The sequence below is a fragment of the Mesorhizobium argentiipisi (SeqCode) genome, from assembly GCF_037179585.1.
Lineage (GTDB): Bacteria > Pseudomonadota > Alphaproteobacteria > Rhizobiales > Rhizobiaceae > Mesorhizobium > Mesorhizobium argentiipisi.
Map to the genome: position 1 here is coordinate 53,015 of NZ_JAPYKO010000002.1, position 25,455 is coordinate 78,469.

Here is a 25,455-nt window from a genome sequence, read left to right on the forward strand (position 1 = left end):
GCTTACTGGTCGCCGTTGTTGCCCTTGGTCAGGATATCGTCGGCGAGCGAGATGGCGGTCCGGCGATCGGCCTCGCCGGCCGCGGCGAAAGCCTCTTCCTGCATGTTGCGGATCCAGGGCTGGTCGGCCGCTGGAGCCCGCTCAAGCGCGGCCGTCATCATCGCCAGCCCGCGCACAACCTTGCCGCTCTGGAACAGGAGATTGCCGAGCGTCGCCTGCGCGCCGGCATGGCCCTTCTCGGCGGCGAGTTGCAGCCAGCGGCCGGCCTGCTTGACGCTGGCCTTCACGCCACCCTCGCCCTTGAGGAACATCCGGCCGATCTCGAACTGGGCGTTCGGATTGCGGTAGTTGGCGGCGGCGCGCATGTAATATTCCTGCGCCGCGACGTCGTTTTCCTCGACCGGCGTGCCGGGAATGCCCTTGCGCAGATAGTCGCCGAGCGCCACCAGCGCGTCCGACACATAGCTTTCTTCCGGCGAGCCGGGCTCGACATCCTGGTCGACGATCTCCGAGAAGAACTTGAAGGCGGCATAGTCGTCGCGCGTCACGCCGTCGCCCGCGGCATACATGCGCGCAAGCTTCCAGGTGGCGCCGATCTGGCCATTCTCGGCGGCGTATTTATAGGCCTCGACCGCCTGGTCCTTATGGCCGCTCTTGTAAGCGGAGAAACCGAACTGGAACACCGCCCACGGGCTCGACTGCGGCTTCACACCGGTCTTGTCGTCGAACACTTTGTCGTCGAAGGCCATGGCCTGCCCCGCGGCGCCCAAGGTCGCAAGAGCGACCAGTGCCGAAAAGACAGACGACCTCAACACCTCAGATGTCCGCATAACAGTGCGTCTCTTTGGCGGCACCCGGATGGGTCACCGCGCCGTCGCGGGCCGACCCTACGGTCTGCGCATATTTCCAGATCGCGCCGGACTGGTAGTCGGTCTTGCGCGGCTTCCAATTCTTTGCCCGGGCCGCCAGTTCGGCGTCCGACAGGGCCACCTCGATCGTGCCTTTCTCGGCGTCGATCGAGATCACGTCGCCATCCTTGACGAGCCCGATGGGCCCGCCGACCGCAGCTTCCGGCCCGACATGGCCGATGCAGAAGCCACGCGTGGCGCCGGAGAAGCGCCCGTCGGTGATCAGCGCCACCTTGCCGCCCATGCCTTGGCCGTAGAGCGCCGCCGTCGTCGACAGCATCTCGCGCATGCCGGGACCGCCGCGCGGCCCCTCGTAGCGGATGACGAGAACCTCGCCTTCCTGGTAGTTGCGCTGCGTGACCGCTTCGAAGCATTCCTCTTCCGAATCGAAGCAGCGCGCCGGGCCTGAGAATTTCAGTTCCGACATGCCCGCGACCTTCACGATCGCGCCTTCGGGGGCAAGGTTGCCCTTCAAGCCCACAACGCCGCCTGTCTTGGTAATTGGCCGATTGGCGGGACGCACAACATCCTGGCTTTCATTCCAGGAAACGTGCTCCATATTTTCGGCCAAAGTGCGGCCGGTAACCGTCATGCAGTCGCCATGCAGATAGCCGTGGTCGAGCAGCGTCTTCATCAGGAGCGGAATGCCGCCGGCCTCGAACATATCCTTGGCGACATATCTGCCGCCGGGCTTGAGGTCGGCGATATAAGGCGTCTTCTCGAAGATCGCCGCCACGTCGAAAAGATCGAACTTGATGTCGGCCTCATGCGCGATCGCCGGCAAATGCAGTGCCGCGTTGGTCGAGCCGCCGGTGGCCGATACGACCGTCGCGGCGTTCTCCAGCGCCTTGCGCGTGACGATGTCCCGCGGCCGGATATTCTTGGCGATCAACTCCATGACCTTTTCGCCCGAGGCGAAATTGAAGCGGTCGCGCATTTCGTAGGGCGCCGGCGCACCGCAGGAATAGGGCAGCGCCAGGCCGATCGCTTCGGCGACGGTGGCCATGGTATTGGCGGTAAACTGCGCGCCGCAGGAACCGGCCGAAGGACAGGCCGCCTGCTCGATCTCGAGCAGTTCGGCGTCACTGATCGACCCTACCGAATGCTGGCCGACCGCCTCGAACACATCCTGCACGGTGATCTCCCGGCCGCGATAGCTGCCGGGCAGGATCGAGCCGCCATAGATGAAGACCGACGGCACGTTGAGGCGCACCATCGCCATCATCATGCCGGGCAGCGACTTGTCGCAACCGGCAAGCCCGACAAGGGCGTCGTAGCAATGGCCGCGCATGGTGAGCTCGACCGAATCGGCGATGACCTCGCGCGACACCAGCGAGGACTTCATGCCCTGGTGGCCCATGGCGATGCCGTCGGTGACGGTGATGGTGCAGAACTCGCGCGGCGTGCCGTTGGCGGCCGCAACGCCCTTCTTGACCACCTGCGCCTGCCGCATCAGCGAAATATTGCAGGGGGCAGCCTCGTTCCAGCAGCTGGCGACGCCGACCAGAGGCTGCGCGATCTCGGCCGCCGACAGGCCCATGGCATAGAGATACGAACGATGCGGCGCCCGCGTCGGACCTTCGGTCACGTGGCGGCTGGGCAGCTTGGCCTTGGAGATTGCCTTGGCGTTCATCATCGTCCTTGCCGCACACCCCGCGGCCGGTCCCATCGCCGGGCCAACCTGGCACGCGTCCCGAGACCTATCTCGGGTGCTCCGGGTTTATGGCGGGAAATGGGCAGTTCCCTCTCTCTGACTTCTACAGCAGGGGTTGTTCATAAACTGTTGCTGAAAGGTCACAATCGTATCGCGGGCCGGTGGTGCAGCGAATTTGCAACAGCGGGCGGAAAGGCGAAGCCAAAGTGGCATTCACGCAACGACAAAGGCCGGGCATTGCCCGGCCTTTTCGTTTAATTTTCAGAACCTTAGAACTTGATCTTAAGTCCGCCCGAAACTGCGGTGACCAGATCGTTGCCGAAGTCGTAGCTGGCATCGGTACCGGCCACATAGCCACTCTTGTCAGTCAGGGTGCCGGAATGGCCACTCGTCAACACGCCGATCGCGCCGGCCACGCGAAATTCGATGTTCGGGCGCGGTGTGTAGGCGACCCCGCCACCGAGCGTCCATGTGTCGCTCTGCGAGCCGTAACCGTGCGAGGTGCCACGATCCCAGGTGAGCTGGCCAGCAGCACTCCACTGATCGTTGAACTTGTGGCCAATACCGCCGCTGACCGTCCAGCCGTCCTGATACATCAGATCCAAGGAGGTCCACCGGATCGGTATCGGAGAGGTCGTTGTACAAGCGGCAACGCCTTTCGAGGCCTGCGAGCAGATCGGAATGCTCTGCAGAATGCTCCAGTTGACCCACTTTACTGAGCCGAACGCAAGCCAGCCGGGAGCTATGCCCGACTGGACCTTCAATTCGACAGAATCCGGCATCGAAGCTTCACCATAGATCGGAATAACCGGACCGCCGACATGGGTTAAGTCAAGGGTACCCGCAATGTTGTCCAGCTTCACTTGGGAATTGTAGACGAGGCTGGCCCGCAATGCGATCTCAGGAATTTCATAGGCCAGCCCAGCGCGCCAGCCCCAACCACTGCTCGACAAATCTACGCGGCCAGTGCCGGAGAAATTCGGGAAGAGCGGTGACACAAGGTCTTCCTTGAAGCCATAGACTTCCTGATAAAACACGCCGCCAATGAAGCGAACCTGGCCCTTGCCAGCATCCATCTTATAGGAACAGGTAGTTGCGTAGTTGTCGCTGTTGATTTTAGTTTCCATGTTGGATTGCGCGCCAACCCACTGGCCAGGGGCCGTATGCGCGCCCCAAGGCTGCGAGTAGTCGAACATACAATCGATCCCAGGCACGACCTGGGCCTTAACGCCGATGCGCGGCACCCAGTAATTCTCGCTGTCTTTGGCACTAGTAGAGCCTACGACGGTGCCGTTGAATGGATCCGTATCCTTCGCGTTCTTGAGTTTGCGGTCCGGCATCACATACGTCGCTTCCGCTTCCGTGGCGAATGGAGCCGGATCAAACAGCAGATCGATGTCGTAGCCGCCGCGCTCGATGCCGCCGGCATGTGCGGGATGCATCGCCGCGCCGATCAGAGCAATCGAAAAGCACCCTGCCCCCAGCAGCGCTTTAAGACGCAAAATGTTCATGGAAATCCCTTCCCGAAATACAAGTGGCTCAAGCTAGAACCAATTCGGGTTAACGACGCAACAACGTTTTCAAGAGCTGTACATGTACACCTTGACAGCACGTATTTTGCCATGGTGACTGGCGCCGCAATTGGCGCCTAAATCGCGCGAACCGGGGCCCAAGCGATCGAAAAATTCCGAAGAAACTGCCCAAAACAGGGCAAAAACGGCCTTTTTTGGGGCTCGCAGGCCCCATTGTTACATTATGGCAACAATGGGGCGCAAAGTTTCCGTTTACGTCAAAATTAACGTAGCGGCACGCTCGTTTTCGAGGCAGCTAACGTATCGGAAAGCGCCTCCTCCGTGGGGACGAATCTTGCCGCTCAGCCGGCGTCGCGCACTCTGGTCAAAGCCACCGAAAGCTTCTCCTGCGCCTCGCGATATTCGGCGAGTTTCTCGCGCTCGGCCTCGACCACTTCTTCCGGCGCGTTGGCGACGAACTTTTCGTTCGAGAGCTTCTTGTGCAGGCGGGCTATCTCCTCGGTCACCTTGGCCAGTTCCTTCTGCAGCCGTGCAGCCTCGGCCTGCAGGTCGATCAGGCTGCCGAGCGGCAGGCTCACCGTCGCCTCGTTGAGCACGATCTGGGCCGAGCCCTTGGGCGGTGCATCGGCAAGCGCAATATCGCCGACGCGCGCCAGCCGCTTGATCGCCTGGGCGTGGCGCTCCAGCCGCTCCTGCGTCAGCGTGTTGGCACCGATCACCATGAGCGGCGCGATCGCCGCCGGCGGCACATTCATTTCCGAACGCACCGAGCGGATACCCGAGACAAGGTCGACAAGCCAGTTGACGTCTGCGGCGGCCTCCTGGTCCTCGAAGTCGGGCGACGGCCAGGCGGCATGGCAAAGCAGCGAGGAGCGCTCCTTGCCCTCGCCCGCGGTCTGCGCCCACAACTCCTCGGTCATGAATGGCATCATCGGATGCAGGAGCTTGTAGATCTCGTCCAGCACGAAGGCGACGCAGGCCCGGCTCTCGGCCTTGGCGGCCTCGTCCGAGCCCATGAACACCGGCTTCAACAGTTCCAGATACCAGTCGCAGAACAGGTTCCAGACGAAGCGGTAGGCCGCGCCCGCAGCCTCGTTGAACCGATAGCTGGTGATGCCTTCGGTGACCGCACGCGCCGCCCGCGTCAGCTCGGTCAGGATCCAGCGGTTGACCGGCAGCTTAGCGTCGTTCAGCCAGAAGGCGTCGTCGCGCGCGACCTCGTTCATCTCGGCGAAGCGCGTCGCGTTCCACAGCTTGGTGCCGAAATTGCGGTAGCCGGCGATGCGCGCCGGATCGAGCTTCACGTCGCGCCCCTGCGCCGCCATGACGGTCAGTGTGAAGCGTAGCGCGTCGGCGCCGTACTCGTCGATCAGGTCGAGCGGATCGATGACGTTGCCTTTCGACTTCGACATCTTCTGCCCGTTCTTGTCGCGCACCAGCGCATGCACATAGACGGTGTGGAACGGCTCCTCGTCCATGAAGTGAAGGCCCATCATCATCATGCGGGCTACCCAGAAGAAGATGATGTCGAATCCGGTCACCAGCACATCGGTCTGGTAATAGGTCTTGAGCTCGGGCGTTTGATCGGGCCAGCCGAGCGTCGAGAACGGCCACAGCGCGGACGAGAACCAGGTGTCGAGCACGTCCTCGTCGCGGGTCAGGATCTCGCCGGGCTGGAAGTTCTCGAGCTTGTCCTCGACCCAGGCCTTCCACGGCCCTTCCAGAGCGAGGTAATATTCGACCGCCGCCGCTAAGGCCTCTTCCTCGGTCTTCTCGACGAAGACATGCCCGTCCGGCCCGTACCAGGCCGGGATCTGGTGACCCCACCAGAGCTGGCGCGAGATGCACCAGGGCTGGATGTTCTCCATCCAGTCGAAATAGGTCTTTTCCCAGTTCTTCGGCACGAAGTTGGTGCGGCCCTCGCGCACCGAGGCGATCGCCGGCTTGGCGAGCACGGCGGCGTTGACGTACCACTGGTCGGTCAGGAACGGTTCGATCGGCACGCCGCCGCGGTCGCCATGCGGCACGGTGTGGCGATGCGGCTCGACCTTTTCCAGAAAGCCGCCCGCTTCCATCAGCTCGACGATCTTCTTGCGCGCCGCGAAGCGGTCGAGTCCATCGAGCTCGTCCCACACCGCCTGGCGCTCCGGCGTGACGTCGAGACCGGCGAGGAAATCCTCATTGTCCTTCAGCTTGATGGCCGCTTCGACGGTCAGGATGTTGATTGCCGGCAACTTGTGGCGCTTGCCGACCTCAAAGTCGTTGAAGTCGTGCGCCGGCGTGATCTTGACCGCGCCGGAGCCTTTCTCCGGATCGGAATACTCGTCGGCAACGATCGGAATTTTGCGACCAACGATCGGCAGCACGACGTTGCGGCCGACCAGATCGGTGAAGCGCTCGTCATCCGGGTGCACAGCCACGGCCGTATCGCCGAGCATCGTCTCTGGGCGCGTCGTGGCGACCGTGATAAAGGTCTTGGGGTTCTCAGGGTCGAACGCCTCGCCTTCAATCGGATAGCGGAAATGCCAGAGATTGCCGTTCACCTCGTGCTGCTCGACCTCTAAGTCGGAAATGGCGGTGAGCAGCTTCGGGTCCCAGTTCACAAGGCGCTTGTCCTTGTAGATGAGGCCTTCCTTGTAGAGCGTGACGAAGACCTCCAGCACGGCCTCGGACAGTCCCTCGTCCATAGTAAAGCGTTCGCGCGACCAGTCGGCCGAGGCGCCGAGCCGCTTCAATTGGTTGAAGATCGCGCCGCCGGATTCGGCTTTCCACTCCCAGACTTTCTCGATGAACTCCTCACGCGTCAGATCGCGGCGGTGGATCTGCTTTTCCATGAGCCGGCGCTCGACCACCATCTGCGTGGCGATGCCGGCGTGATCCATGCCAGGCTGCCAAAGCACGTTCTTGCCGCGCATGCGCTCGAAGCGCACCAGAATGTCCTGCAGCGTGTTGTTGAGGGCATGGCCCATATGCAGCGAGCCGGTGACGTTCGGCGGCGGGATGACGATGGTGAAGGCCTCCGCCCCTTCCTCCGCGCCGGCGCCGGCCCGGAAGGCGTCGGCCTCTTCCCAGATTTTGGCGATCTTCGGCTCGACGGCTTTGGCGTCGTATGTCTTTTCAAGCATGGAGGAAGTCCGAACTGTCGGGAACAAGCGTCCGGTGTAAATCGGAAGGTCTTGGCCGAGTCAACCGCGAGAGCTGCGATCGCTCTCACAGATAGGCCTGCCGCGGCCGGGGGCAATGCCGCCGGTTCTGCGATGGCGTGCGCGCCTGACAAGTCGCAGGCAAGTGCGCAGCGGCGCTGGGACAGCGACATGCATCAAAACAGAAGCTTAAGCGCGTCGGTTGAATCCGTTTCAAGCGACGCTTCAGGCTGCCTTAAACAAAGCGCCGCCTCAAGGCAGCGCTCGGACTGCGTGTTCCGGCACCTTACTGCGCCCCGCGCGCCACGCGCTCGATCTCCTCGCGCACCAGCCTTTCGACCAGTGTCGGCAAATTGTTGTCGAGCCAATCCTGCAGCATCGGCCGCAGCATCTCCTCGGCCATCTCGTCGAAACTCTTCTTGCCGCGGCTGGCAAAAGCGTCGGAAAGCTCGCCGAAGGCCGCGGCGACCTGCCGGCCTGTATGTTCCGAAAGGATCGCGGGCCGAGCCGGCTGCGCCTCCGGTTCGGATGCCCCGGAGCCGCTGGCTTGCGCGGAAGCTTCAGTCGCCGGTCGAACTTCTTCCTTCTCGATCTCGACCCGCGGCGCGGCTTCCGGCGCCCTTGCGGTCGGCTTCGCGGTGACCGTGCTGCCGCCCGCCGCTGCGATTTCCCGCCGCCAATCGGTGACAATGGTCTCGGCGGTCTGCGGTGCGTTCGCCGGCGCAGGCTTGCTCGCTGCCGGCGACGCGCTCGATTGAGCGGCGCTCCTGGCCCCGACCTCCAAGTTCGTCGGCGCGGGCGCCGCCCTGACCGGCTCGTGGCGAGCCTCGGCGCGCGTCAGCGCAGGATCGGTCGCGGCAAGCTGTGCTTGGACCTCCGCCAGCGTCACCGGCTTGCGGGCGTCGGCATGCAATTCGGAGCGAAAGGCGTCAACCTCGACATTCGGCGCAGCCGCGGGGGACACGGCAGCGGCGGCCGGTTCCAGATCCTGGCGCAGCTCGCCGGCCTCGGCCGGCTGCTTGCGCCCGGTGTCGCTGTCTTCAATGATCCTCCGGATGGAAGCCAGTATCTCTTCCATGGAAGGTTCGCGCTGCGCGCTGCTTGCCGTCGCCATCGTCACATCCGCCGCCCAAGTGACATGTTCAAGAACTGCCTGTTCAAGAACTTGACCCGTTCAGGAATTCCGTTCCTGCCCGGGTCGGAATTCGAATCAATGGAGACAGCGTAACCGACCGATCGTCATCCGAGAATCCCCAATCTGGGGACTCCTTGGATTTCAACAGATTAGGCGATGCGCAGCCCGACGACCCATTCGCAAAAGACAAACGCCGCGCATCCATTGGACGCGCGGCGTTTGCCAGAGCTTGAATCGGAAATCAGCGCCCGTCAGGCGTGCGCAGTCCGTACCATTTGTCCTTGACGGCGTTGTAATGCTCTTCCGGCCTGTATTTGGTGACCGCCAGGCCCAGCCGATCGACCGACAGCCGGCCCATCGCCGACAGGATGGCGTAGCTCGCCACGACCACGTCGCGCTCCGAGCTGGCCTGATTGATCTTGGCGGTGATGACGGCGTTCTGCGCGTTCAACACGTCCAGCGTCGTGCGCTGGCCGACATTGCGCTCTTCGATGACGCCGTTGAGCGCCAGCTGCGCGGCTTCGATGACCTGCCTGTTGGCATCCACGCTTTCGCGCGCCGCGATATATTGCGTCCAGGCCGAGACCACGGCTTGGCGCACCTGGTCGCGGCTGACGTCGACCTGGATGCGCGCTTGGCTGAGCGATTCCTTGTTTTGCCGCACCAGCGCCGAGGTCCGCCCGCCCGAATAGATCGGAATGGTCAGCGTGGCGCCGATATTGGCCGAGGTGGAGGTGCCGTTGGTGCCCCTGATGTCGGGAACGGCGTGGCTGTAATTGTCCGAAATGCCGGCCGAAGCCGTCACCTGCGGCAGCAGCGCGCCTTCCGATGATTTCACCGAAAACGCCGCCGCATCGACGAGGTGTTGGGTGGCGAGGATGGCCGGATGCTCGGCGGAAGCGACGGCCAAGGCTGAATCGAGGTTGCTCGGCAACAGCTTGCCGAGCGGCGAGGCCGCCTTCAGCTTGCCCGGCTCGTCCCCGACGATCTGGTGGTAAGTGGCGGCGCTCGCCAGTGCCGTCGCCCGGGCGGCGCTGAGCTGCGCCACGGCGGTGGCGCGCGAGGCATCGGCCTGGGCGACGTCGGTGCGGGTGCCCTCGCCGACCTCGAAGCGCGAGCGGGCGGCGCGCGCCTGCTCGCTCAGGAATTGCAGGTTCTGCTCGGTCAATGCCGCGACCTGGCGGTCGCGAATCACGTCCATATAGGCGCTCGCCGCGTTGAACAGGATGTTCTCTTCGGTGTTGCGCAGGCTTTCGACCGAAGCCTTCACCTGCGATTCGGCGGCGGCGACGTTGTTCTTGGTCTGAAACCCGTCGAACAGGGTCTGGTTGATCTGCACGCCGAAGCTGCCCGTGGTGATGTTCTGGGTGGCGCCTTGGGCGTGGGTGCTGGTGTAGTCGATGCTGCCCGAACCGGTGACGGTCGGGCGCCAGCCCGACTTGGCGATGGCAACGCCCTCATCGGTGACGCGCACGCCGGCGCGAGCGGCGTTGAGCTGCGAATTGTATTGGTAGGCTTTGGCGAGGGCGCCCGTAATGGTCTCGGCGGAGGCGGCCAGCGGCGAAAGCGCCGTGGCCGAAACAAGGATAGTTATTAAAATGCTCTTGCGTAGAGACGGCACGTTATTTCCCTCATTCGTTTTGCATGGGAACCACGCCACGTCAGCCTACCCTTACAGATCGACCAGCGCCGCGTTGTTTATCGTTCCCCCGCTGACAGCCTCCCGAAACGCCCGGTTAACGATCAGCAACGATTGTTAGGCGCAAGCGATCATGACAGCGCCTTCGCTGCAAGGCAAAAACGCTCAGAATTCAAACGCGTGGGCACGTTCGAAGCCCGGTAGTGGCTTAATTGCCGCATTAAAGGCCCGTCTCCCGGTTACAACCCCCCCTGCTTTAAAAAACAGCCGCGCCACGCCAGAGTTGCCCCGTCCTTCGACTGCAACCAGGCGTCCACCTTCCGCAAGCTGGTCGAGCAATGCCTGCGGCACTTCCTCGACGCTGCCGCCGATAAAGATAACATTGTAAGGCGCTTTAGCGGCATACCCCTGCGGTAGCGGCCCGTTGACCACCGTGACGTTCTGGCAGCCGAGGTTGGAAAGCGTGGATTTGGCGGCCTCCGCCAGCGCGGGATCGCTCTCCATCGCCACCACGGACCGCGCCAGCCTAGAGAGCAATGCGGCGGAATAGCCGGTGCCGCAACCGACATCGAGCACCGAATCACTCGCGTCGATCTCGGCCAGCTGCAAAAGCTTGGCGAGCGGCGACGGCTCCATCAGGTAGCGCGCGCTGCCATTGGCGCCATCGGAAATGCGGATATCCTCGTCGATATAGGCCAGATCCTGCTGTCCGGCGCCGACAAAGGCCTCGCGCGGGACGGTCAGCATCGCCTCGATGATCGACGCGCTGGTTACATCGGTGGTGCGGATCTGGCCGTCGACCATCTTCACGCGGCGTTCGGAGAAATCAGCGTTCATGTCCCAACAATTCGCTCCCCGCGCCAGACACGCGGCTAAAACTTCGACTGGAACCCCGCTCCGGCGCGATTGCGCTGGAGCCCGCAAGCATCTGGAGGCCTCGCCCGGAATCGAACCGGGGTGCAAGGATTTGCAGTCCTCTGCGTAACCACTCCGCCACGAGGCCTCGCAATGCTCCCGGCGTTCCGAGCGAACTCATTATGTTGGCGCTCAAAGGTCGTCAAGCGCTCGCGCGTCATTCCCGACGCTTTCACGCGGAGCGGCCAAAGTGGTGATTACCAATCGGTTGTCAGGGGTCAGGCATCGCTGTGGCGCAGTCGTCGCGGCCTCTCAGTCGGGCCGGCGCCGGCGTCCCCACCAGACGACGAAACGCCGCCGGTGGCGTCGGATCATGGCGAATTCATAGGACAGAACCAGGAGACCGAGCGGAACCATCCAGAAACCGAGAATCGGCAGAAAGCCCAGAAGCCCGCCCAGGGTAAGCAGCATGCCGATCGCGATTCGCCAGCCGCGCGAGCGCGGCATGGTGAACTCGCGGCCGAAGATCGAAATCTTCCGCGCCGGGGCGTTGTCATCATCCGCTGCGGTCATTCAAGCCAAATCCCATCTGCTGCCTAAGCCATGTCAAGGCGATAACCGGCCGCTTTGTTCCGTGCCGGTGTGAAGCCCTTCATATGTGGGCGCGCCGAACGATGGCACAAATAGCCGCATCAAAATCTGGAGAAAAATTGCGAAATGCTTCTTTGCAAAGCCGAAAGGTGTTTGCTATAGGCTGCGCCACTCACGTCAGAGCCTCCGTTCCCCGGTAGCTCAGTGGTAGAGCAACCGGCTGTTAACCGGTTGGTCGCTGGTTCGAATCCGGCCCGGGGAGCCAAACACTCACAGATTTTCAGGAACAGCCGTCGGGACTTATGGCAAGACGGGCCTTGGCTCGCACTGGCCGGCTAGGCATCCTCCATTTTGTATGGCGAGAATCTTGGGGCGGGTTGATAGGCTCGATCTCAGTTGGGCGTTGCGAGCTTTGCTGGTCAGGCCCAACCTGACTGGTTCTTACCCGCCAGCCTTGCCGGGCCGCTTGTCTCCGTGTGACGTCCGCTGTCGTCGCCGGCTAGGCCTCGCCATCTTCGATCCCAATGCTGTCCCCATCTCCGGACCTTCGAGCGCGGCGGTTCACCCGTCACTGCTCGTCGTCGCCTTCATTCAACGGTTCCAGCAGCGCCGTACAATCGATCAGATCGTGAAATTGAGCGCTTGTATCAAGCCGAAGACAGGAGCCGTAAGATCGCAGGCTTCGCAGCCCTTGCATTTTTTGTAGCCTGGCCCGACGTTCCGCTTCCCCCGGCAATGGTCGAGCTGAGCTTTTGTACTTTTCTAGCGGAGACTGCATGAGCAGCCCCTCCCTGAGGTTCTGTCGTAGCGACGATCCTGTAGCTCGCGCAGCGACGAGCCATCATCTATTTGCAGGCGAATGCTTCCGGCGGGAACTGAGGGAAGTACGGTGACAGTGCGCACTTGACGCGGGGCCTGTCTATGTTGGTGGTCCTTCCTCATAGAACCAGGAAGACAGTTTCGGAACTGTTCTCCGTTAAAGGGCAAGAACTAAAGCAGTGAATTGCAACGCCTCTGTCGCAACAGTCCTGGCAACTGAAGAACTAAGGCAGGCGCCCCGCCAAAAAGCCCGCCGCCCAATGGGAAACGTAGCGGGCTTAAAACGGGCGGCTGCATCCCTTCGGAATCGGCCGCCTCAACCCGTCACCCGAGTGAGGATAGCCCCATAGCGGGATAACGGTGTGATGGGCTCATAGAGGGAGGCTTCAGCCCCCCATCTTCTTGGCCATCGCGCAGAAGTCTGCGTGCGACTTGCTAATGGTCGTGTCGCCGCAGTCTTTCAAAACCGCTGCACGCTCATCCGGCTTCATGGCCATCCAGGCAGTCTTGAAATCCGCCTCGGATCTCAATGTTTTCATGCCGGCGTCGGTGAAGAACGGCGACATCTTGGCCGGATCATCGAGCGCGGACGTCCCGGTACTACTACCGGCTATCGCGGCACTACCCATCATTGCGAGCGCAACTGCGCTCATGCAGAGTACCTTCATTTTCATTTGAATATCCTCCGGTTAGGTCCTCAATGAAATGTGACCGTAACGGAAGAACGCGTAGTCATTCGAGACGTTCCCACGCGTTGAAGGCAAACAAGGCAGGGAACGACGTTAGGCCCAACGGAATGGGCATTCAGTCCAAATTGCTGGTTTTCACGGCGCCAAATAACCTCCCAAAGGAAAGGGAGGGGCAAATGGCGGGGAAACGAGCGATTGCTGTCAAAGATTGGTCTTGCGCCATGAGTGACGAGATCGGCCGCGTGGTCTTGGCCATAAACTCGACCGAAGGTGAAACGACCTACGTTCTTATGACAATCTTCCAGGCGGCAAAAATGGCTCAGGAGCTGCGGTCGCCGAAGCTGGTCCCTCGATACGATATATAGCCAAGTCAGCAGGGTTCCTAACGTATGATTGTTGAATTCGTAGGTCCAGCTGGGTCAGGCAAAACGACATTTGCGCATGCGCTCTATGAACAGTTGCGGGCTCATGGGCACCCTGCGAGGATTGTTCTCACCGACCGGCGCGCTGATCATCGATCCATGCTGGACCCCGGCGGCATTGTCACTGCGTTGGGTCGAGTCGCCCGCGCGGCCGCACGCTCGATCGGCATGGCCTGTCGCCCATCCGCAAATGCCGTCGACTTCAGAATTCGCGCAAACCTGGTTCAGACACTGCCCCCCAGAAACGTGATCTGGCGCATCAGGCTAAGTCAATACGTTCTCCGCCTTGCCCGCGCATGGCGCCAATCTGTCACCAGCGAGGAAATTCTTATTTTCGACGAAGCCTTCGTTCAGGCGGTTTCGATGCTCGCCTGCTTCAGCGGAACAGCAGATGAAACGCACCTTGCTCACGCGCTGGATTTCATACCCGAGTCGGACGTGGTGGTTAGAATCGACGCCTGCGAGCAACTTCTCATCGAGCGGCTTGACCGGAGACAGAAGAGCCATACCTTTGCCGAGCGTTTGTTCGAAACCGGTTTGGACATAAGGCTTCAGTCGGCCGCAGTAGTCGCGCACGTATGCGACTTGCTGACGGCGCGCGGGCGGTTGATCATTGACGTCGACGCCAACAATCAACGTTCACTAACGCTGGCGATCGACGAAATCGAAGAGGAAATCCTGGCGAGGTACAAACGCAGCTTGCACCCAGTCGCCTATCCGCCAACCCCGTTGCATTGATTGGCGGCCTGCAACGGACTTCCAGAAGACGGCTGCTGCCGCCAAACATCACCGCTTCCGGCGGGCTGCCTCCATCCCACATGGGCCAAATTCCCATAGCCATTGTGCCGGCGAATTTTGCTTTGCGGTCCGGCCGCGCTGCCTTAGCCTGATTGCGGAAACCTTGCCGACGAGCCGATAGCCGGACTTTATGCAGTGCCCCTGAAAGCCGCCGCTCACGTCGAGGCCATGTCCGCGTTCGCGCTGGCGAATTTCGGCGGCTATGACCGGCCGACGCTGGCCCAGAACGAGAGCGCCTTCCCGCCCAGCCCCAAGGCAATCGAGGCCGGCCGCGACGCCGTGGCGCGCAGCCAGCTTTATCCGGACCCGGACTGGACCTTACTGCGCGATGCGATCGCCAGGGTCTATGGGGTCGAGCGCGACCTTATCCTGTGCGGCGCGGGCTCGATGGAACTGATCGCCTGCACCATCGCGGCCTTCGCCGGCCCCGGCGCGGACGTGCTAGGCACGGACTATGCCTATAATTTCGCGGCCTCGGCGGCCGCGCGCGTCGGGGCGACCTATGTCAAAGCACAGGAGCGCGGCTTCGAGGTCTCGATCGACGCCGTCCTGGCGGCGGTGACGCCAGCAACGCGCATCGTGTTCGTCTGCAATCCTGGCAACCCGACCGGCACGTGCATCCATAATGCGGAGCTGCTGCGCCTGCGCGCGGCCCTTCCCGGCGACGTTCTCCTGATGATCGACCAGGCCTATGGCGAATTCGACGATCAGGATCCGCAAGCCGTCTTCGCGCTTGCCGGGCGCGGCGACACCGTTGTCCTGCGCAGTCTGTCCAAGGCATACGGACTGGCCGGCGCGCGCATCGGTTGGGGCTTATTCGCGCCCCGGATCGCCGCCGAGGTGCGCAAGATGCAGAACTCCAACCAGGTCTCGACGGTGAGCCTCGCCATGGCTGTCGCGGCCATCGAGGACCAGGTCTATACGCGCGCAACGGTGGTGCACACGTCGGACATTCGCGACCGCTTCGCGCAAGGCTTGCGAGCCGCCGGATACGAGGTCCCGGAGAGCCGGACGAATTTCGTCCTGATCCGCTTTGCCGACGCGGCGGCAACGGCCGCCGCCGACAGTGCCCTGCGCGGCGCTGACATCGTCGTGCGCGGCCTTTCCGGTTACGGTCTTACCGACTGCCTGCGCATCACGATCGGGCCGCAGGAGGTCATGGACAGCGCACTGCGCATCCTGGCCGCCATGCGCGGCAGGCAATGCTGGTGACGGCTTCACGAGGAGATTTCATGACGTCAGACACGCCGTATCTGCCCGCCCGCGATTTTGTCGGCTATGGCGAGCGGCCTCCGCGGGCCGAGTGGCCCGGCGGCGCGAAGCTGGCGCTCAACATCGTCGTCAATTACGAGGAAGGTGCGGAATACTCCATCGGTGAAGGCGACGGCGTTTCCGAAACGATCCTGTCGGATCTTGCCGCGTCGCCGGCCAGGCCTGGCTTGCGCAACCGCAACATGGAATCGCTTTATGAATACGGTTCGCGCGTCGGCGTTTGGCGGCTCATCTCGCTGTTCCGGGACAAGGGCGTCATTCCGACCTTCTACATTGTCGGGCGCGCGCTCGAGATCAACCCGGCCGCGGGCAAGGCGATTGCCGCGCTCGGCAGCGACATCGTCTGCCATGGCTGGCGCTGGATCGACTACGCGCCGCTTAGCGAAGAGGAAGAGCGCCAGCATATCGCCATGACGGTGGACACGGTGCGCAAGTTCACCGGCATCGAGCCGCTCGGCTGGTACACCGGCCGGCCGAGCCTCAACACACGCAGGCTCGTGGTCGAGCATGGCGGCTTCCTGTTCGATTGCGACGATTACAATGACGACCTGCCCTATTTCGTCGATGTCGGCGCCAAGCGGCACCTGATCGTGCCGCACAGCTTCGACAACAATGACAGCCGTTTTTCGCGCGGTTCAGGACTGGAGACCGGCAGCCAGTTCTTCGAATATGTCAGCGACGGCGTCGACTGGCTTTTGAAGGAAGGCCAGAAGACCCCGCGCATGATGACGGTGTCGCTGCATTGTCGGCTGGCGGCGCGGCCGGGGCGAATGATCGGGCTGGAACGCTTCCTCGACAAGGCCACGTCCAATCCCAACATCTGGCTCTGCCGGCGCTCCGATCTCGCCCGCCACTGGTTGGAAAGGTTCGGCGGCTAAGCCACCGTACCGTAACCGGCGAAGTCTCTACTTGTTCGGCACCTCATAGACCTTGCCGTGCCAGGGCGCGGCGTCAATCTGGTCGAGCGCCATCACGTAGAGCATCTTCTCATCCGGCCCGAAGGCGAAGTTCGGCATCGACGGCGACGGCACCGAAAGCGTGCGCAGAAGCTTGCCGTCCTTGTCGACGACGATGATCTTGCCTGGCGCATCGAGCGAGCGCGGGCTCTGGCCGATATACATCTCGCCTTCCTTGTCCATCTTGATGCCGTCGGGCCAGATATGCGGCTGGTTCGGGAAGAGATCGTCGAGCCGCAGGAAGACGCGGCGATTGCTCAGGCTGTGATCGGGCTGGACGTCGAACTCGATGATCCTGTTGTCCTCGGTTTCGACCAGATAGAGGATCTTTCCATCATTCGACATGACGAGACCATTGGGATTGTGCAGGTCGCCGGCGACCTTTTCAACGCTGCCGTCCTTGCCGATGTAATAGGCCGAAGCATCGATCAGCGGGCCGCCCTTGCCGGAGCCGGTGAAATAGACGCCGCCGTCCTTGTCGGGCGCAAAATCGTTCGGCCCGCTGAACGGCTTGCCGTCCGTGTCCTTGTCATAGGCCGGCAGCGTCTTGCCGTCGGCCGAGATGCGGCCGATCGTGTTGTTGTCGTAGCAGGTGACGAGGAACTCGCCGGTGGTGGTCGGTAGCACGGCCGACGGGCCGCAGCCGTCCATCTTCCAGAAAATGTCGTTCTTCTTTCCGTCCCAGACGGTGACCGTGCCGCGGCCATATTCGACGTAGAACAGCTTGTCCTGATACCAGATAGGACCTTCGGCGAACCAGGCGTCGTCGTTGACGACCTTGATGTCGGCCGCCTGTGCGGCGGACGTCAGGACCAGGGCGAGCATCGCGCCCAGCAAATGCCGTTTGATCATGCGATTCTCTTTGTTTTTAGTTGTCTGAAGTCCTCTTCTAAACTGGTGTGCTCGCGGTGGCCGGCTGTTCGCGCCTTACGACCGCAGCCGCTTGCCTTCCGGGTCGAAGGGCGGATGCGCGAGCAGCACCGCGTCATGCGGCCGGCCTAGAATGGCGACGGTCACCTTGTCGCCGGCCTTGGCGGTTCCCGCCTTGACGTAGCCCATCGCCAGCGACTGAGCGACGAAATAGCCATAGGCGCCCGACGACACCTGGCCGATCGGCGTGCCGTCCGGCAGGAAGATCGGCTCGCCGCCGGTGGCGTCCGCGTCCTTGGCCGACACGGAAAGCATGATGAGTTCATCCCGCGCCGGCTTGTCGGCGACGGCGAGATAGGCGTCGCGGTTGAGGAATTGCTTGTCCGTTTTGATCAGGCGATCGAGCTTGACCTCCTGCGGCCAGTATTCGGGCGAGTATTCGCGGCTCCAGCTGCCATAGCCCTTTTCGACGCGCAACGACATCAGCGCCCGTGAGCCGACCGGCCCGGCGCCGACTTCCGCGCCCGCCTTGAGCAACGCGCGGTAGAGCTCGACCTGGTCGGCCGCCTTGCAGTGCAGCTCCCAGCCAAGATCGCCGGTGAAGGAGACCCTCAACGCCACGACGTCGACGCCGGCGACGGTGATCTGCCGCGAGCGCATGAACGGGAAGGCCTCGTTCGACAGATCATCGTTGGTGAGCCGCTGCAGGAGCTCGCGCGATTTCGGGCCGGCGACGTTGAAGCCGCCGAGATCCTCGGTGCGCGAGCGGAAGGTCGTGCCTGCCGGCAGCGGCACGGATTTGAAGAAGCGCTGGTGGAAACGCTCGGCCATGCCCGAGCCGATCACCATGAACCCGTCTTCTGCCAGCCTCGTCACGGTGAAGTCGCCGGCAATGCCGCCGCGCTTGCCGATCAGCGGCGTCAGGCAGGAGTTGCCGACCTTGATCGGCATGCGGTTGGCGAAGAGCGCGTTCAGCCAGGCCTCCGCGTCCGGACCCTTCACCTCGTATTTGGCGAAATTGGAGATGTCGATGATGCCGGCATGCTCGCGCAGCATACGCGCCTCGCGGCCGACCGGCGCCCACCAATTCTGGCGCGTGAAGCCGATCGTCTCCTCGCGCGGCTCGCCCTCGGCCGCGAACCACAGCGGGTGCTCCCAGCCGAAATTGAGGCCGAACACGGCGCCCATCTCCTTCTGCATCTCGTAAACCGGCCGTGTCCGCACCGGACGCCCGGCGGCGCGCTCCTCGTTCGGGAAATGGATCTTGAAACGGTGGCTGTACTGGTCCTGCACGCGCGCCCTGGTGAAGGCCTTTCCGGCCCATTGGCCGAAGCGCGCCATGTCCCAGCCGAACATGTCGAGCGAAGGCTCGCCCTCGATCATCCACTCGGCCGCGAGCTTGCCCATGCCGCCCGATTGCGAGAAGCCGGGGATGATGCCGTTGCAGCAGAAATAATTGCTGAGCTCCGGCACGGGCCCGAACAGCACCGCGCTGTCGGGCGACCAGATCATCGGACCGTTTATCACCTTCTTGACACCGGCGGCGGCCGCCGCCGGAACGCGCTGGATGGCGCGCATCATGTTTTCCTCGATGCGGTCGAGATCGTCGGGAAATAGCTCGTGGCCGAAATCCATCGGCGTGCCGTCCTCGGCCCAGAATTTCATGTTGTGTTCGTAAGCGCCGATCAGCAGCCCCAAACCTTCCTGGCGCAGATAATATTCGCCGTCGCGATCGGCGACCGATGGCAGGCGTCGGCCCATCGAGGCGATTTCCGGAATGGTTTCGGTGACGAAATACTGGTGCTCGGTCGGGATCAACGGCAGTTGCAGCCCGGCCATGGCGGCGACCTCCCTGCCCCACAGGCCGGCTGCGTTGACCACCCATTGCGTGCGGATATCGCCCTTCGGCGTGCGCACGATCCAGCTGCCGTCCGCTTGCGCCTCGGTCGCCGTGGCCGGGGTGAAGCGATGGATCTCCGCGCCGCGCTGGCGCGCGCCCGCGGCATAGGCCGCCGTCACGCCCGACGGGTCGACATTGCCGCCCTCCGGCTCATACATGATGCAGCGAATGCCGTCGAAATCGACCAGCGGATGCAGGCGCTCCGCCTCGTCGCGGCCGACTTCGTAGAAATTCATCTTGTAGCGTCGCGCCTTGGCTTCCTGCAGCCGCAGCTGATGCTCGCGCGCCTCGGTCTGGGCGAGATAGAGCGAGCCCGGCTGGAAGATGCCGCAGCCCTGGCCGGTCTCAGCTTCAAGCTCCTTGTAAAGCGCCATCGTGTAGTGCTGCAGCCGGCTGATATTGGTGGAATCATGCAGGCCATGGATGTTGGCCGCCGCGTGCCAGGTCGAACCGGAGGTCAGCTCGCTGCGCTCCAGAAGGACGACATCCGTCCAGCCGAACTTAGCGAGATGATAGAGGATCGAGCAGCCGATCAGACCACCGCCAATGACAACGGCTTGTGCATGAGTACGCATAGTGAGCTTTCTTCCCTTTGTTCGGCGACTTTTGCTTCGCGCTCTTTGGCAGCGCTTTGGGATTTCAATTAGCTGACCGATCGATCGCAGTCGCCGGCGAATTCAGGGGCGCAAACCGCGCCCCTGAATTGATGCTTGAGCTGCCGGTTCTAGGCCTTGTCCAGCCAGACCTTGTCCAATTGCAGCTCGAATGTCTGGTGCATGCCGAGGTTCTTCACATAGGTGGCATGATGGCGGTAAAGCGAGCGCCAGAACGCCTGGACGAGAATGCCGGAGTCCTGCAGGATGAACTCGACGTCCTTCATCAGCTCCTTGCGCTTGGCCGGGTCGGCAATGGCCATCGCCTCGTTCAGCTTCTTGTCGAACTCCGGATTGGCGTAGCCGGACTCGTTCCACGCTTCGCCGCTGCGATAGGCGATCGCCAGCACCTGGACGCCGAGCGGCCGCATGCCCCAGTCGGTGGTCGACCACGGATATTTCGTCCAGTCGTTCCAGAACGAGGAGCCCGGGATGATGGTGCGCTTGACCTTGAATCCGGCGTCGCGCATCTGCGCGGCGACGACGTCGGCCGGGTCCTTCACATAGTCGGCGTCGTAGGAGATCAGCTCGAATTCGTGATCCGTCTGGCCGGCCTCGGCCATCAACGCCTTTGCCTTGGCCAGGTCGCGCGGGACTTTGGGCAGTTCGTAATATTCCGGATGGATCGGGCAGACATGATGGTTTTCGGCGATCTGCCCCAGGCCGCTATAGCCGAGTTTCAGCACCGTCTCGTTGTCGACCGCAAGCTGGATAGCGTTGCGCACGCGTTTGTCGTCGTAGGGCTTGTTGGTCACGTTGGTGCGCAGCACGATCGTGCCGGCGGTGACAACCTGCTCCTTGACCAGGCCCATGCTGTCATAGAGATCGACCGTGCCGCCGACCGTTTGGTAGTTGCAGTCGATCTCGCCGGCCTCGAAGGCGCTGCCGATGGCGGGGTTGGATGCGTCCGATCCGTAGTCGATCCAGTCGACGCCGTCGAGATAGGGCTCGCCGCCGAACCAGGTGAAATCCTTGCGCCGCCGCACCGAGGCGGACTCGCCGACCTTGTAGGAGATCAACTCATACGGGCCGGTGCCGGGCGTCTTCAGCATATTGGCGCCGTTCTTGTCGAAGTCGCGATGGACGATGACCGCCGGATAGTCGGAGAAGCCCGGGATGATGGTGACGTCGGACTGATTGCATTTCAGCTTCACCGTATGGTCGTCGAGCTTGGTGATGGCGCCTTTGGTAGCTTTTTTCGTGGCGGCGTCGATCAGCGAGCCCATGCGCCCGGCCATCGAGTTGCCCTCGGCCGCCTTATCGCACCAGCGCTCGATGTTGTAGACGATGTCGTCGGCGTTGAAGTCGTCGCCGTTCGACCATTTCACGCCCTTGCGCAGATGCAGCGTATATTCGGTGGCGTCGTCGCTCACCTCCCAGCTCTCGACCAGATGGCCCTCGAAGGTGAAGTCGGTGGTGTAGCGGATCATGTAGTCGTTGCATTGGCGCATGACATTTGCGATTTCCGACCAGTCCCAGGCGCGCGGATCCTTCATGTCCTTGATGATCATCTGCATCTTAAGGATGCCGCCCTTCTTGCCGGGCACGGCTGCCGCGGCCTTGGCCGGCTCCATCCCTGCCATCGAATAGGCGAGCGCCGTCGAAGCGCCCATCACGCTAGCCATGGCCAGGAATTCGCGGCGGTCCATCCTGCCGCCTTTGACTTCAGCTGCGTAGCTTTCGATGACCGCCGGGACGCGGTCACCGTTGCTCTTGAACATCGTCATCGTTGTTCTCCGGTTCAGGGCTTTCCGCCCGTTACATTCCCCTTGCGGCTGCGCATGTTAGGGGCGATGCAAAAATCCCGGAAGGGCTCGACCCTTCACAAACCGCAGAAAACCGGCCTTTGAGACCTAAAAAAACAATGCCATTGGCTCGCCAAATTTTTGAAGGGGCGGGTAGCCCTATGGTCGCGCGGCGTCTTCCCTGGCCCTGGACAAGATCCATTCCCTGACCGTTCGTGCGATGTTTCCCTTCGAAAGCTGGCTCTCGGTCAGATAGTAATTCCAGGGGCTTGGCGGCCGCACCGGAAACGGCTCGACGAGCAGCCCGCGTCGCATATAGGCATGCGCGAGCGAGCGCTGCGTAGCGACGAGGCCCGCGCCCATCGCGGCGAGCTCGAGCGCGATGTTGGAGGCGTTGGTCGACAGGCCCTTGTCGTGGTCCTCCAGGTCGACGCCAAGTGCCTCGGTCACCACCTGCCAGTATTCCTGGCGGCCATGCACGAAGATCCAGTCCACCTTGAGCATGTCCTGAGGCGTCTTCAGCGCATGCTCGCCCTCGAGCATGCCGGGGGCGCAGAGCAGCACCAGTTCGTCATTCCAGAGCGGCGTAGCCGAAGGCGGCCTATCGTCGAAACGCCGCGTCGAGATGGTGATGTCGGCGATCTGCTCGCTCAAGTCTTCCCAGATCGTGCCGTGCAGCACGATCTCGATTTCGGGATGCTTCTTGCGGAACGCCGCCATGCACCCCGCCAGCCAGTTCTCCGCAAGGCTCATCGGACATGAAACGACCACCGTCCGGTTGCGGGAGGACGCCACGATCGCTTCGGTCGCCTGGTCGATCTGGTCGAGCGCCTGGCGCAAGGTTGGCAGGAATGCCTCCCCCATCTCCGTCAGCTTCAGGCTGCGCGGATAGCGGATGAACAGCTGCCGGCCGATATAATGTTCGAGCGCGCGTACATGCGTGCTGACCGCAGCCTGCGTATAGCCCAGCTCCTTGGCTGCCGTGGTGAAGCTCAAATGGCGGGCCGAGCTCTCGAACGAGCGGATATAGTTCAAGGGCGGCGGCGGCTTCATCCCGGTCTCCTGTTCCACAGTTGCCGTAGCTATCGCATGGGCAATCGGCCCTTTAATCGCAGACAAGCGACATGGCATCAATATTTTTGGTCAAAGCCGCCAAACTAATCACGTGCCTGGGCGATGGACCCAATTTATTGATGTTGTGAAGACACAGGGGAGATAAGTGCGTGGCTGTGCCGTCATACCGGCGTGAGGGGCCTGTCGTCAGTTCCGATACGTTCACGCGCCTGGCCGATTTCGTGCTGCGGCGTCCAGCTCCCGTCTTCCCTCAGCCGGTGCTCGAACAGGCCCGTTACCTCCTGCTTGACACGCTGGGCATCGCCGTCGCGGCAGGACCGATGGAGGCAGGCCGCATCGCCCGTGACGCCGCCGTCCTGCTCTATGGCTCGAGCGATCCGCAATATTCGGCCCGCATGTTGTTCGACGGACGGCGCGCCAGCAATGCCGGCGCGGCCTATGCCGTCGCCACGCAGATCGACAATCTAGATGGCCACGACGGCTACAGCCCCACCAAAGGCCATATCGGCGTCGCGATCATGCCGGCGCTTGCAGCACTCGCCGAGGCGAGGCCCGACCTTACCGGGCCGGAGGCGCTGGCGTCCCTGGTCGTCGGCTACGAAGTCGCCGGCCGGGCCGGCATCGCCTTGCATGCGACGGTGAGCGACTACCACACCTCCGGCGCCTGGAATGCATTGGGCGTGGCGGCCGTGGCGGCACGCTTGCGGCGGCTCGACGAAACGCAATTGCGCGAGGCGCTGGGCATTGCCGAGTATCACGGCCCGCGCAGCCAGATGATGCGCGAGATCGCCACGCCGACGATGCTGCATGACGGCTCCGGCCTCGGCGCTCTCGTAGGCCTCTCCGCGGCTGTGCTTGCCGAACGTGGCTTCACCGGCGCGCCGGCGATCACGGTGGAAGCGCCGGAGGTCGCGGCGCATTGGAAGGATCTCGGCGTCTTCTGGCAGTCGCTCCATCAATATGTAAAGCCCTACCCGATCTGCCGTTGGGCACATGCGGCCATTGACGCCGTGCGTGGACTTTGCCTGGCGCACAACCTTGCCCCGTCCGACATCAGCCATGTCCAGGTGAACAGCTTCCACTATGCCGCAACGCTCTTCGACGGCATGCCGGACACGACCTCGAAGGCGCAATACAGCCTGCGCTTCGCCGTGGCGACCTTCATCATTCATGAGCGGATCGGGCTCGAGCATATTTCCGGCGCCGGGCTCGCCGACGCCGCTGTCGCGGACATGCTGACGCGCATCGCGGTGAGCGAAACCGAGCGCCATAGCGCCCGCTTCCCGGCCGGCCGCTGGGCCGATGTCGTCATCACCACGACGGACGGGCGGGTGCTGGCATCCGGCGACGTGCATGCGCGCGGCGGCCCCGAAGCGCCAATGACCAAGCAGGACGTCGAGGCCAAATACATGGAGTTCGCAGCACCCGTGCTTGGATCCAAGCGCGCCGCGGGGATCCGCGACGCGGTGCTTGGCCTCAACGACCGCGATAGCCGCTTCTCCGACCTCTCGGCGCTGCTTTACGATCCTCCCAAGATTTCGAGCTGAGCGCGCAATGCCCCTCAGGCTCCTGAAATACGGTCTCAGCAGGGACTATCCGGTCAGCGGCGACATCCCCGCCACGCCCGAGCTGAAGCCGACCTACGACGTCGTCATCATCGGCGGCGGCGGGCATGGACTGTCCTGCGCGCACCATCTTGCCAAGTATCACGGCATAAGCAGCGTGGCGGTGCTGGAGAAAGGCTATCTCGCCGGCGGCAACACGGCGCGCAACACCACCACCATCCGCTCCAATTACATCACGCCGGAAGGCATCGCCTTCTACAAGGAGGGCGTCGAGCTGTTCGAGCGGCTGTCGCAAGAGCTCGATTTCAACGTCATGTTCTCGCAGCGCGGCCAGCTCACGCTGGCGCATAGCGAGGCGACGATGCGCAGCTTCCATATGCGCGCCGAAATGGGCAAGCATATGGGCACACGCACCGAGGTCGTCGACCAGAAGGGCGTCGAGGAGCTCTGCCCGCTTCTGAATATGGACTATGGCGGCCCGCTCGAAATCCTAGGCGGGCTCTGGCATGCCGACGGCGGAACGGCGCGCCACGACGCCGTCGCCTGGGGCTACGCCGCCCAGGCCTCGCGGCGTGGCGTCGAGATCCACCAGCGCACCGAAGTGCAAGGCTTCGAGGTCGTCGGCGACCGGGTCCAGGCCGTCAAAACGAACAGGGGCCGCGTCGCCTGCGGTCAGGTGCTGATCGCCACCGGCGGCATGAATTACGACGTGGCCCTGATGGCAGGAGTTGAGCTTCCTATCCGCTGCTATCCGCTGCAGGCAATGGTGACCCAGCCTTTGAAACCCTGGCTGCACACGCTGGTCTCGTCCGTTTCGCTGCACACCTATCTCGTGCAATCCTCGCGCGGCGAGGTCGTCATCGGCGGCGGCTCCGATCCCTACCAGCTCTATTCGACGCGCTCGACGCTCGACATGAAGGAGCACCTCGCCGAGGGCGCCGTCCACCTCTTCCCCTTTCTGCAGGGTGTGCGCCTGCTCCGGCAGTGGGCCGGCATCACCGACATGACGCCGGACTACAGCCCGATCATGGGCGCCAGCCCGCTCGCCAATCTCTGGCTCGATTGCGGCTGGGGCACCTGGGGCTTCAAGGCGACGCCTGTCGCCGGCAAGCGCATGGCACAGACGATCGCCGATGGCCGCGTGCCCGATATCCTGAAGCCATTTGCATTGGAGCGGTTCGAAACTTTTCGGCTGCTCAATGAAATGGGCGCGACCGCCGCCAGCCATTAGCCAT

General features: G+C 62.8%; 18 protein-coding genes and 2 tRNA genes. 6 read left to right on the forward strand and 14 right to left on the reverse strand.

All coding sequences use genetic code 11. The annotated features are described in order from the left end of the window. Positions 1-2: 2 nt before the first annotated feature. The 9 genes from O7A05_RS03210 to O7A05_RS03250 all read right to left on the reverse strand — a co-directional run bounded on the left by O7A05_RS03210 (position 3) and on the right by O7A05_RS03250 (position 11,439). Positions 3-830 carry a tetratricopeptide repeat protein gene (locus O7A05_RS03210; RefSeq protein ID WP_337091507.1) on the reverse strand — a complete coding sequence of 276 codons (828 nt, stop codon included), beginning with the start codon at positions 828-830 and terminating at the stop codon, positions 3-5. Next, positions 817-2,541: a dihydroxy-acid dehydratase gene (gene ilvD / locus O7A05_RS03215; RefSeq protein WP_337091509.1), complete on the reverse strand. Its 1,725-nt coding sequence runs from the start codon at positions 2,539-2,541 to the stop codon at positions 817-819. The genes O7A05_RS03210 and ilvD overlap by 14 nt, the downstream gene beginning before the upstream one ends. A 290-nt stretch (positions 2,542-2,831) precedes the next feature. Continuing rightward, positions 2,832-4,073 (reverse strand): OmpP1/FadL family transporter, encoded by a 1,242-nt coding sequence (locus tag O7A05_RS03220; RefSeq protein WP_337091510.1) that lies wholly within the window; start codon positions 4,071-4,073, stop codon positions 2,832-2,834. 362 nt (positions 4,074-4,435) lie between these two features. After that, positions 4,436-7,219: a valine--tRNA ligase gene (locus O7A05_RS03225; protein WP_337091511.1), complete on the reverse strand. Its 2,784-nt coding sequence runs from the start codon at positions 7,217-7,219 to the stop codon at positions 4,436-4,438. Between the two features lie 304 nt (positions 7,220-7,523). Next, entirely contained in the window at positions 7,524-8,351 is an 828-nt protein-coding gene (locus O7A05_RS03230) for a PopZ family protein (RefSeq protein WP_337091512.1), read from the reverse strand. A gap of 262 nt (positions 8,352-8,613) precedes the next feature. After that, complete coding sequence (locus O7A05_RS03235; RefSeq protein ID WP_224511235.1) at positions 8,614-9,993, reverse strand: TolC family outer membrane protein; 1,380 nt, start codon at positions 9,991-9,993, stop codon at positions 8,614-8,616. A gap of 183 nt (positions 9,994-10,176) precedes the next feature. Next, positions 10,177-10,848 carry a protein-L-isoaspartate O-methyltransferase family protein gene (locus O7A05_RS03240; RefSeq protein WP_337091513.1) on the reverse strand — a complete coding sequence of 224 codons (672 nt, stop codon included), beginning with the start codon at positions 10,846-10,848 and terminating at the stop codon, positions 10,177-10,179. Positions 10,849-10,940: 92 nt separating this feature from the next. After that, positions 10,941-11,014: transfer RNA gene (locus tag O7A05_RS03245), tRNA-Cys, on the reverse strand. A 164-nt stretch (positions 11,015-11,178) separates the two neighbouring features. Beyond that, positions 11,179-11,439, reverse strand: coding sequence for a hypothetical protein (locus tag O7A05_RS03250; protein WP_224511231.1), 261 nt, complete (start codon positions 11,437-11,439; stop codon positions 11,179-11,181). Between the two features lie 208 nt (positions 11,440-11,647). Here O7A05_RS03250 and O7A05_RS03255 point away from each other — a divergent pair. Then, positions 11,648-11,722: transfer RNA gene (locus O7A05_RS03255), tRNA-Asn, on the forward strand. 940 nt (positions 11,723-12,662) lie between these two features. Here O7A05_RS03255 and O7A05_RS03260 read toward each other — a convergent pair. Further along, complete coding sequence (locus tag O7A05_RS03260) at positions 12,663-12,950, reverse strand: hypothetical protein (RefSeq protein WP_337091515.1); 288 nt, start codon at positions 12,948-12,950, stop codon at positions 12,663-12,665. A 404-nt stretch (positions 12,951-13,354) separates the two neighbouring features. On the opposite strand from O7A05_RS03260, the gene O7A05_RS03265 reads away from it, so the two are divergent. From O7A05_RS03265 to O7A05_RS03275, 3 genes are all read left to right on the forward strand, one after another. Beyond that, positions 13,355-14,125 carry a hypothetical protein gene (locus O7A05_RS03265; RefSeq protein WP_337091517.1) on the forward strand — a complete coding sequence of 257 codons (771 nt, stop codon included), beginning with the start codon at positions 13,355-13,357 and terminating at the stop codon, positions 14,123-14,125. A gap of 195 nt (positions 14,126-14,320) precedes the next feature. Continuing rightward, on the forward strand, positions 14,321-15,397 hold the full coding sequence (locus O7A05_RS03270; RefSeq protein ID WP_337091519.1) for a pyridoxal phosphate-dependent aminotransferase: 1,077 nt from the start codon (positions 14,321-14,323) through the stop codon (positions 15,395-15,397). A 20-nt stretch (positions 15,398-15,417) separates the two neighbouring features. Then, on the forward strand, positions 15,418-16,335 hold the full coding sequence (locus O7A05_RS03275; protein ID WP_337091520.1) for an allantoinase PuuE: 918 nt from the start codon (positions 15,418-15,420) through the stop codon (positions 16,333-16,335). Between the two features lie 27 nt (positions 16,336-16,362). Here O7A05_RS03275 and O7A05_RS03280 read toward each other — a convergent pair whose 3' ends face one another. The 4 genes from O7A05_RS03280 to O7A05_RS03295 form a co-directional block, all read right to left on the reverse strand. Then, entirely contained in the window at positions 16,363-17,265 is a 903-nt protein-coding gene (locus O7A05_RS03280; RefSeq protein WP_337091521.1) for an SMP-30/gluconolactonase/LRE family protein, read from the reverse strand. Positions 17,266-17,340: 75 nt separating this feature from the next. Next, positions 17,341-19,758, reverse strand: a complete 2,418-nt coding sequence (locus O7A05_RS03285) for a GcvT family protein (RefSeq protein ID WP_337091522.1) — start codon at positions 19,756-19,758, stop codon at positions 17,341-17,343. A 149-nt stretch (positions 19,759-19,907) separates the two neighbouring features. After that, entirely contained in the window at positions 19,908-21,563 is a 1,656-nt protein-coding gene (locus tag O7A05_RS03290; RefSeq protein ID WP_337091523.1) for an ABC transporter substrate-binding protein, read from the reverse strand. Between the two features lie 177 nt (positions 21,564-21,740). Then, positions 21,741-22,634, reverse strand: coding sequence for a LysR substrate-binding domain-containing protein (locus O7A05_RS03295; protein ID WP_127234324.1), 894 nt, complete (start codon positions 22,632-22,634; stop codon positions 21,741-21,743). Positions 22,635-22,804: 170 nt separating this feature from the next. Here O7A05_RS03295 and O7A05_RS03300 point away from each other — a divergent pair, with 170 nt between their 5' ends. Further along, the gene (locus O7A05_RS03300; protein WP_337091524.1) at positions 22,805-24,202 is read left to right on the forward strand and encodes an MmgE/PrpD family protein; all 1,398 of its coding nucleotides are present in this window, start codon (positions 22,805-22,807) and stop codon (positions 24,200-24,202) included. Positions 24,203-24,209: 7 nt separating this feature from the next. Beyond that, on the forward strand, positions 24,210-25,451 hold the full coding sequence (locus O7A05_RS03305; RefSeq protein WP_337091525.1) for an FAD-dependent oxidoreductase: 1,242 nt from the start codon (positions 24,210-24,212) through the stop codon (positions 25,449-25,451). Positions 25,452-25,455 lie beyond the last annotated feature (4 nt).

Coding starts and splice junctions, on each gene's coding strand:
- O7A05_RS03210 (WP_337091507.1), bottom strand. CDS start 830: ATGCGGACATCTGAGGTGTTGAGGTCGTCTGTCTTTTCGGCACTGGTC.
- ilvD (WP_337091509.1), bottom strand. CDS start 2,541: ATGAACGCCAAGGCAATCTCCAAGGCCAAGCTGCCCAGCCGCCACGTG.
- O7A05_RS03220 (WP_337091510.1), bottom strand. CDS start 4,073: ATGAACATTTTGCGTCTTAAAGCGCTGCTGGGGGCAGGGTGCTTTTCG.
- O7A05_RS03225 (WP_337091511.1), bottom strand. CDS start 7,219: ATGCTTGAAAAGACATACGACGCCAAAGCCGTCGAGCCGAAGATCGCC.
- O7A05_RS03230 (WP_337091512.1), bottom strand. CDS start 8,351: ATGGCGACGGCAAGCAGCGCGCAGCGCGAACCTTCCATGGAAGAGATA.
- O7A05_RS03240 (WP_337091513.1), bottom strand. CDS start 10,848: ATGAACGCTGATTTCTCCGAACGCCGCGTGAAGATGGTCGACGGCCAG.
- O7A05_RS03250 (WP_224511231.1), bottom strand. CDS start 11,439: ATGACCGCAGCGGATGATGACAACGCCCCGGCGCGGAAGATTTCGATC.
- O7A05_RS03260 (WP_337091515.1), bottom strand. CDS start 12,950: ATGAAAATGAAGGTACTCTGCATGAGCGCAGTTGCGCTCGCAATGATG.
- O7A05_RS03265 (WP_337091517.1), top strand. CDS start 13,355: ATGATTGTTGAATTCGTAGGTCCAGCTGGGTCAGGCAAAACGACATTT.
- O7A05_RS03275 (WP_337091520.1), top strand. CDS start 15,418: ATGACGTCAGACACGCCGTATCTGCCCGCCCGCGATTTTGTCGGCTAT.
- O7A05_RS03280 (WP_337091521.1), bottom strand. CDS start 17,265: ATGATCAAACGGCATTTGCTGGGCGCGATGCTCGCCCTGGTCCTGACG.
- O7A05_RS03285 (WP_337091522.1), bottom strand. CDS start 19,758: ATGCGTACTCATGCACAAGCCGTTGTCATTGGCGGTGGTCTGATCGGC.
- O7A05_RS03290 (WP_337091523.1), bottom strand. CDS start 21,563: ATGACGATGTTCAAGAGCAACGGTGACCGCGTCCCGGCGGTCATCGAA.
- O7A05_RS03295 (WP_127234324.1), bottom strand. CDS start 22,634: ATGAAGCCGCCGCCGCCCTTGAACTATATCCGCTCGTTCGAGAGCTCG.
- O7A05_RS03305 (WP_337091525.1), top strand. CDS start 24,210: ATGCCCCTCAGGCTCCTGAAATACGGTCTCAGCAGGGACTATCCGGTC.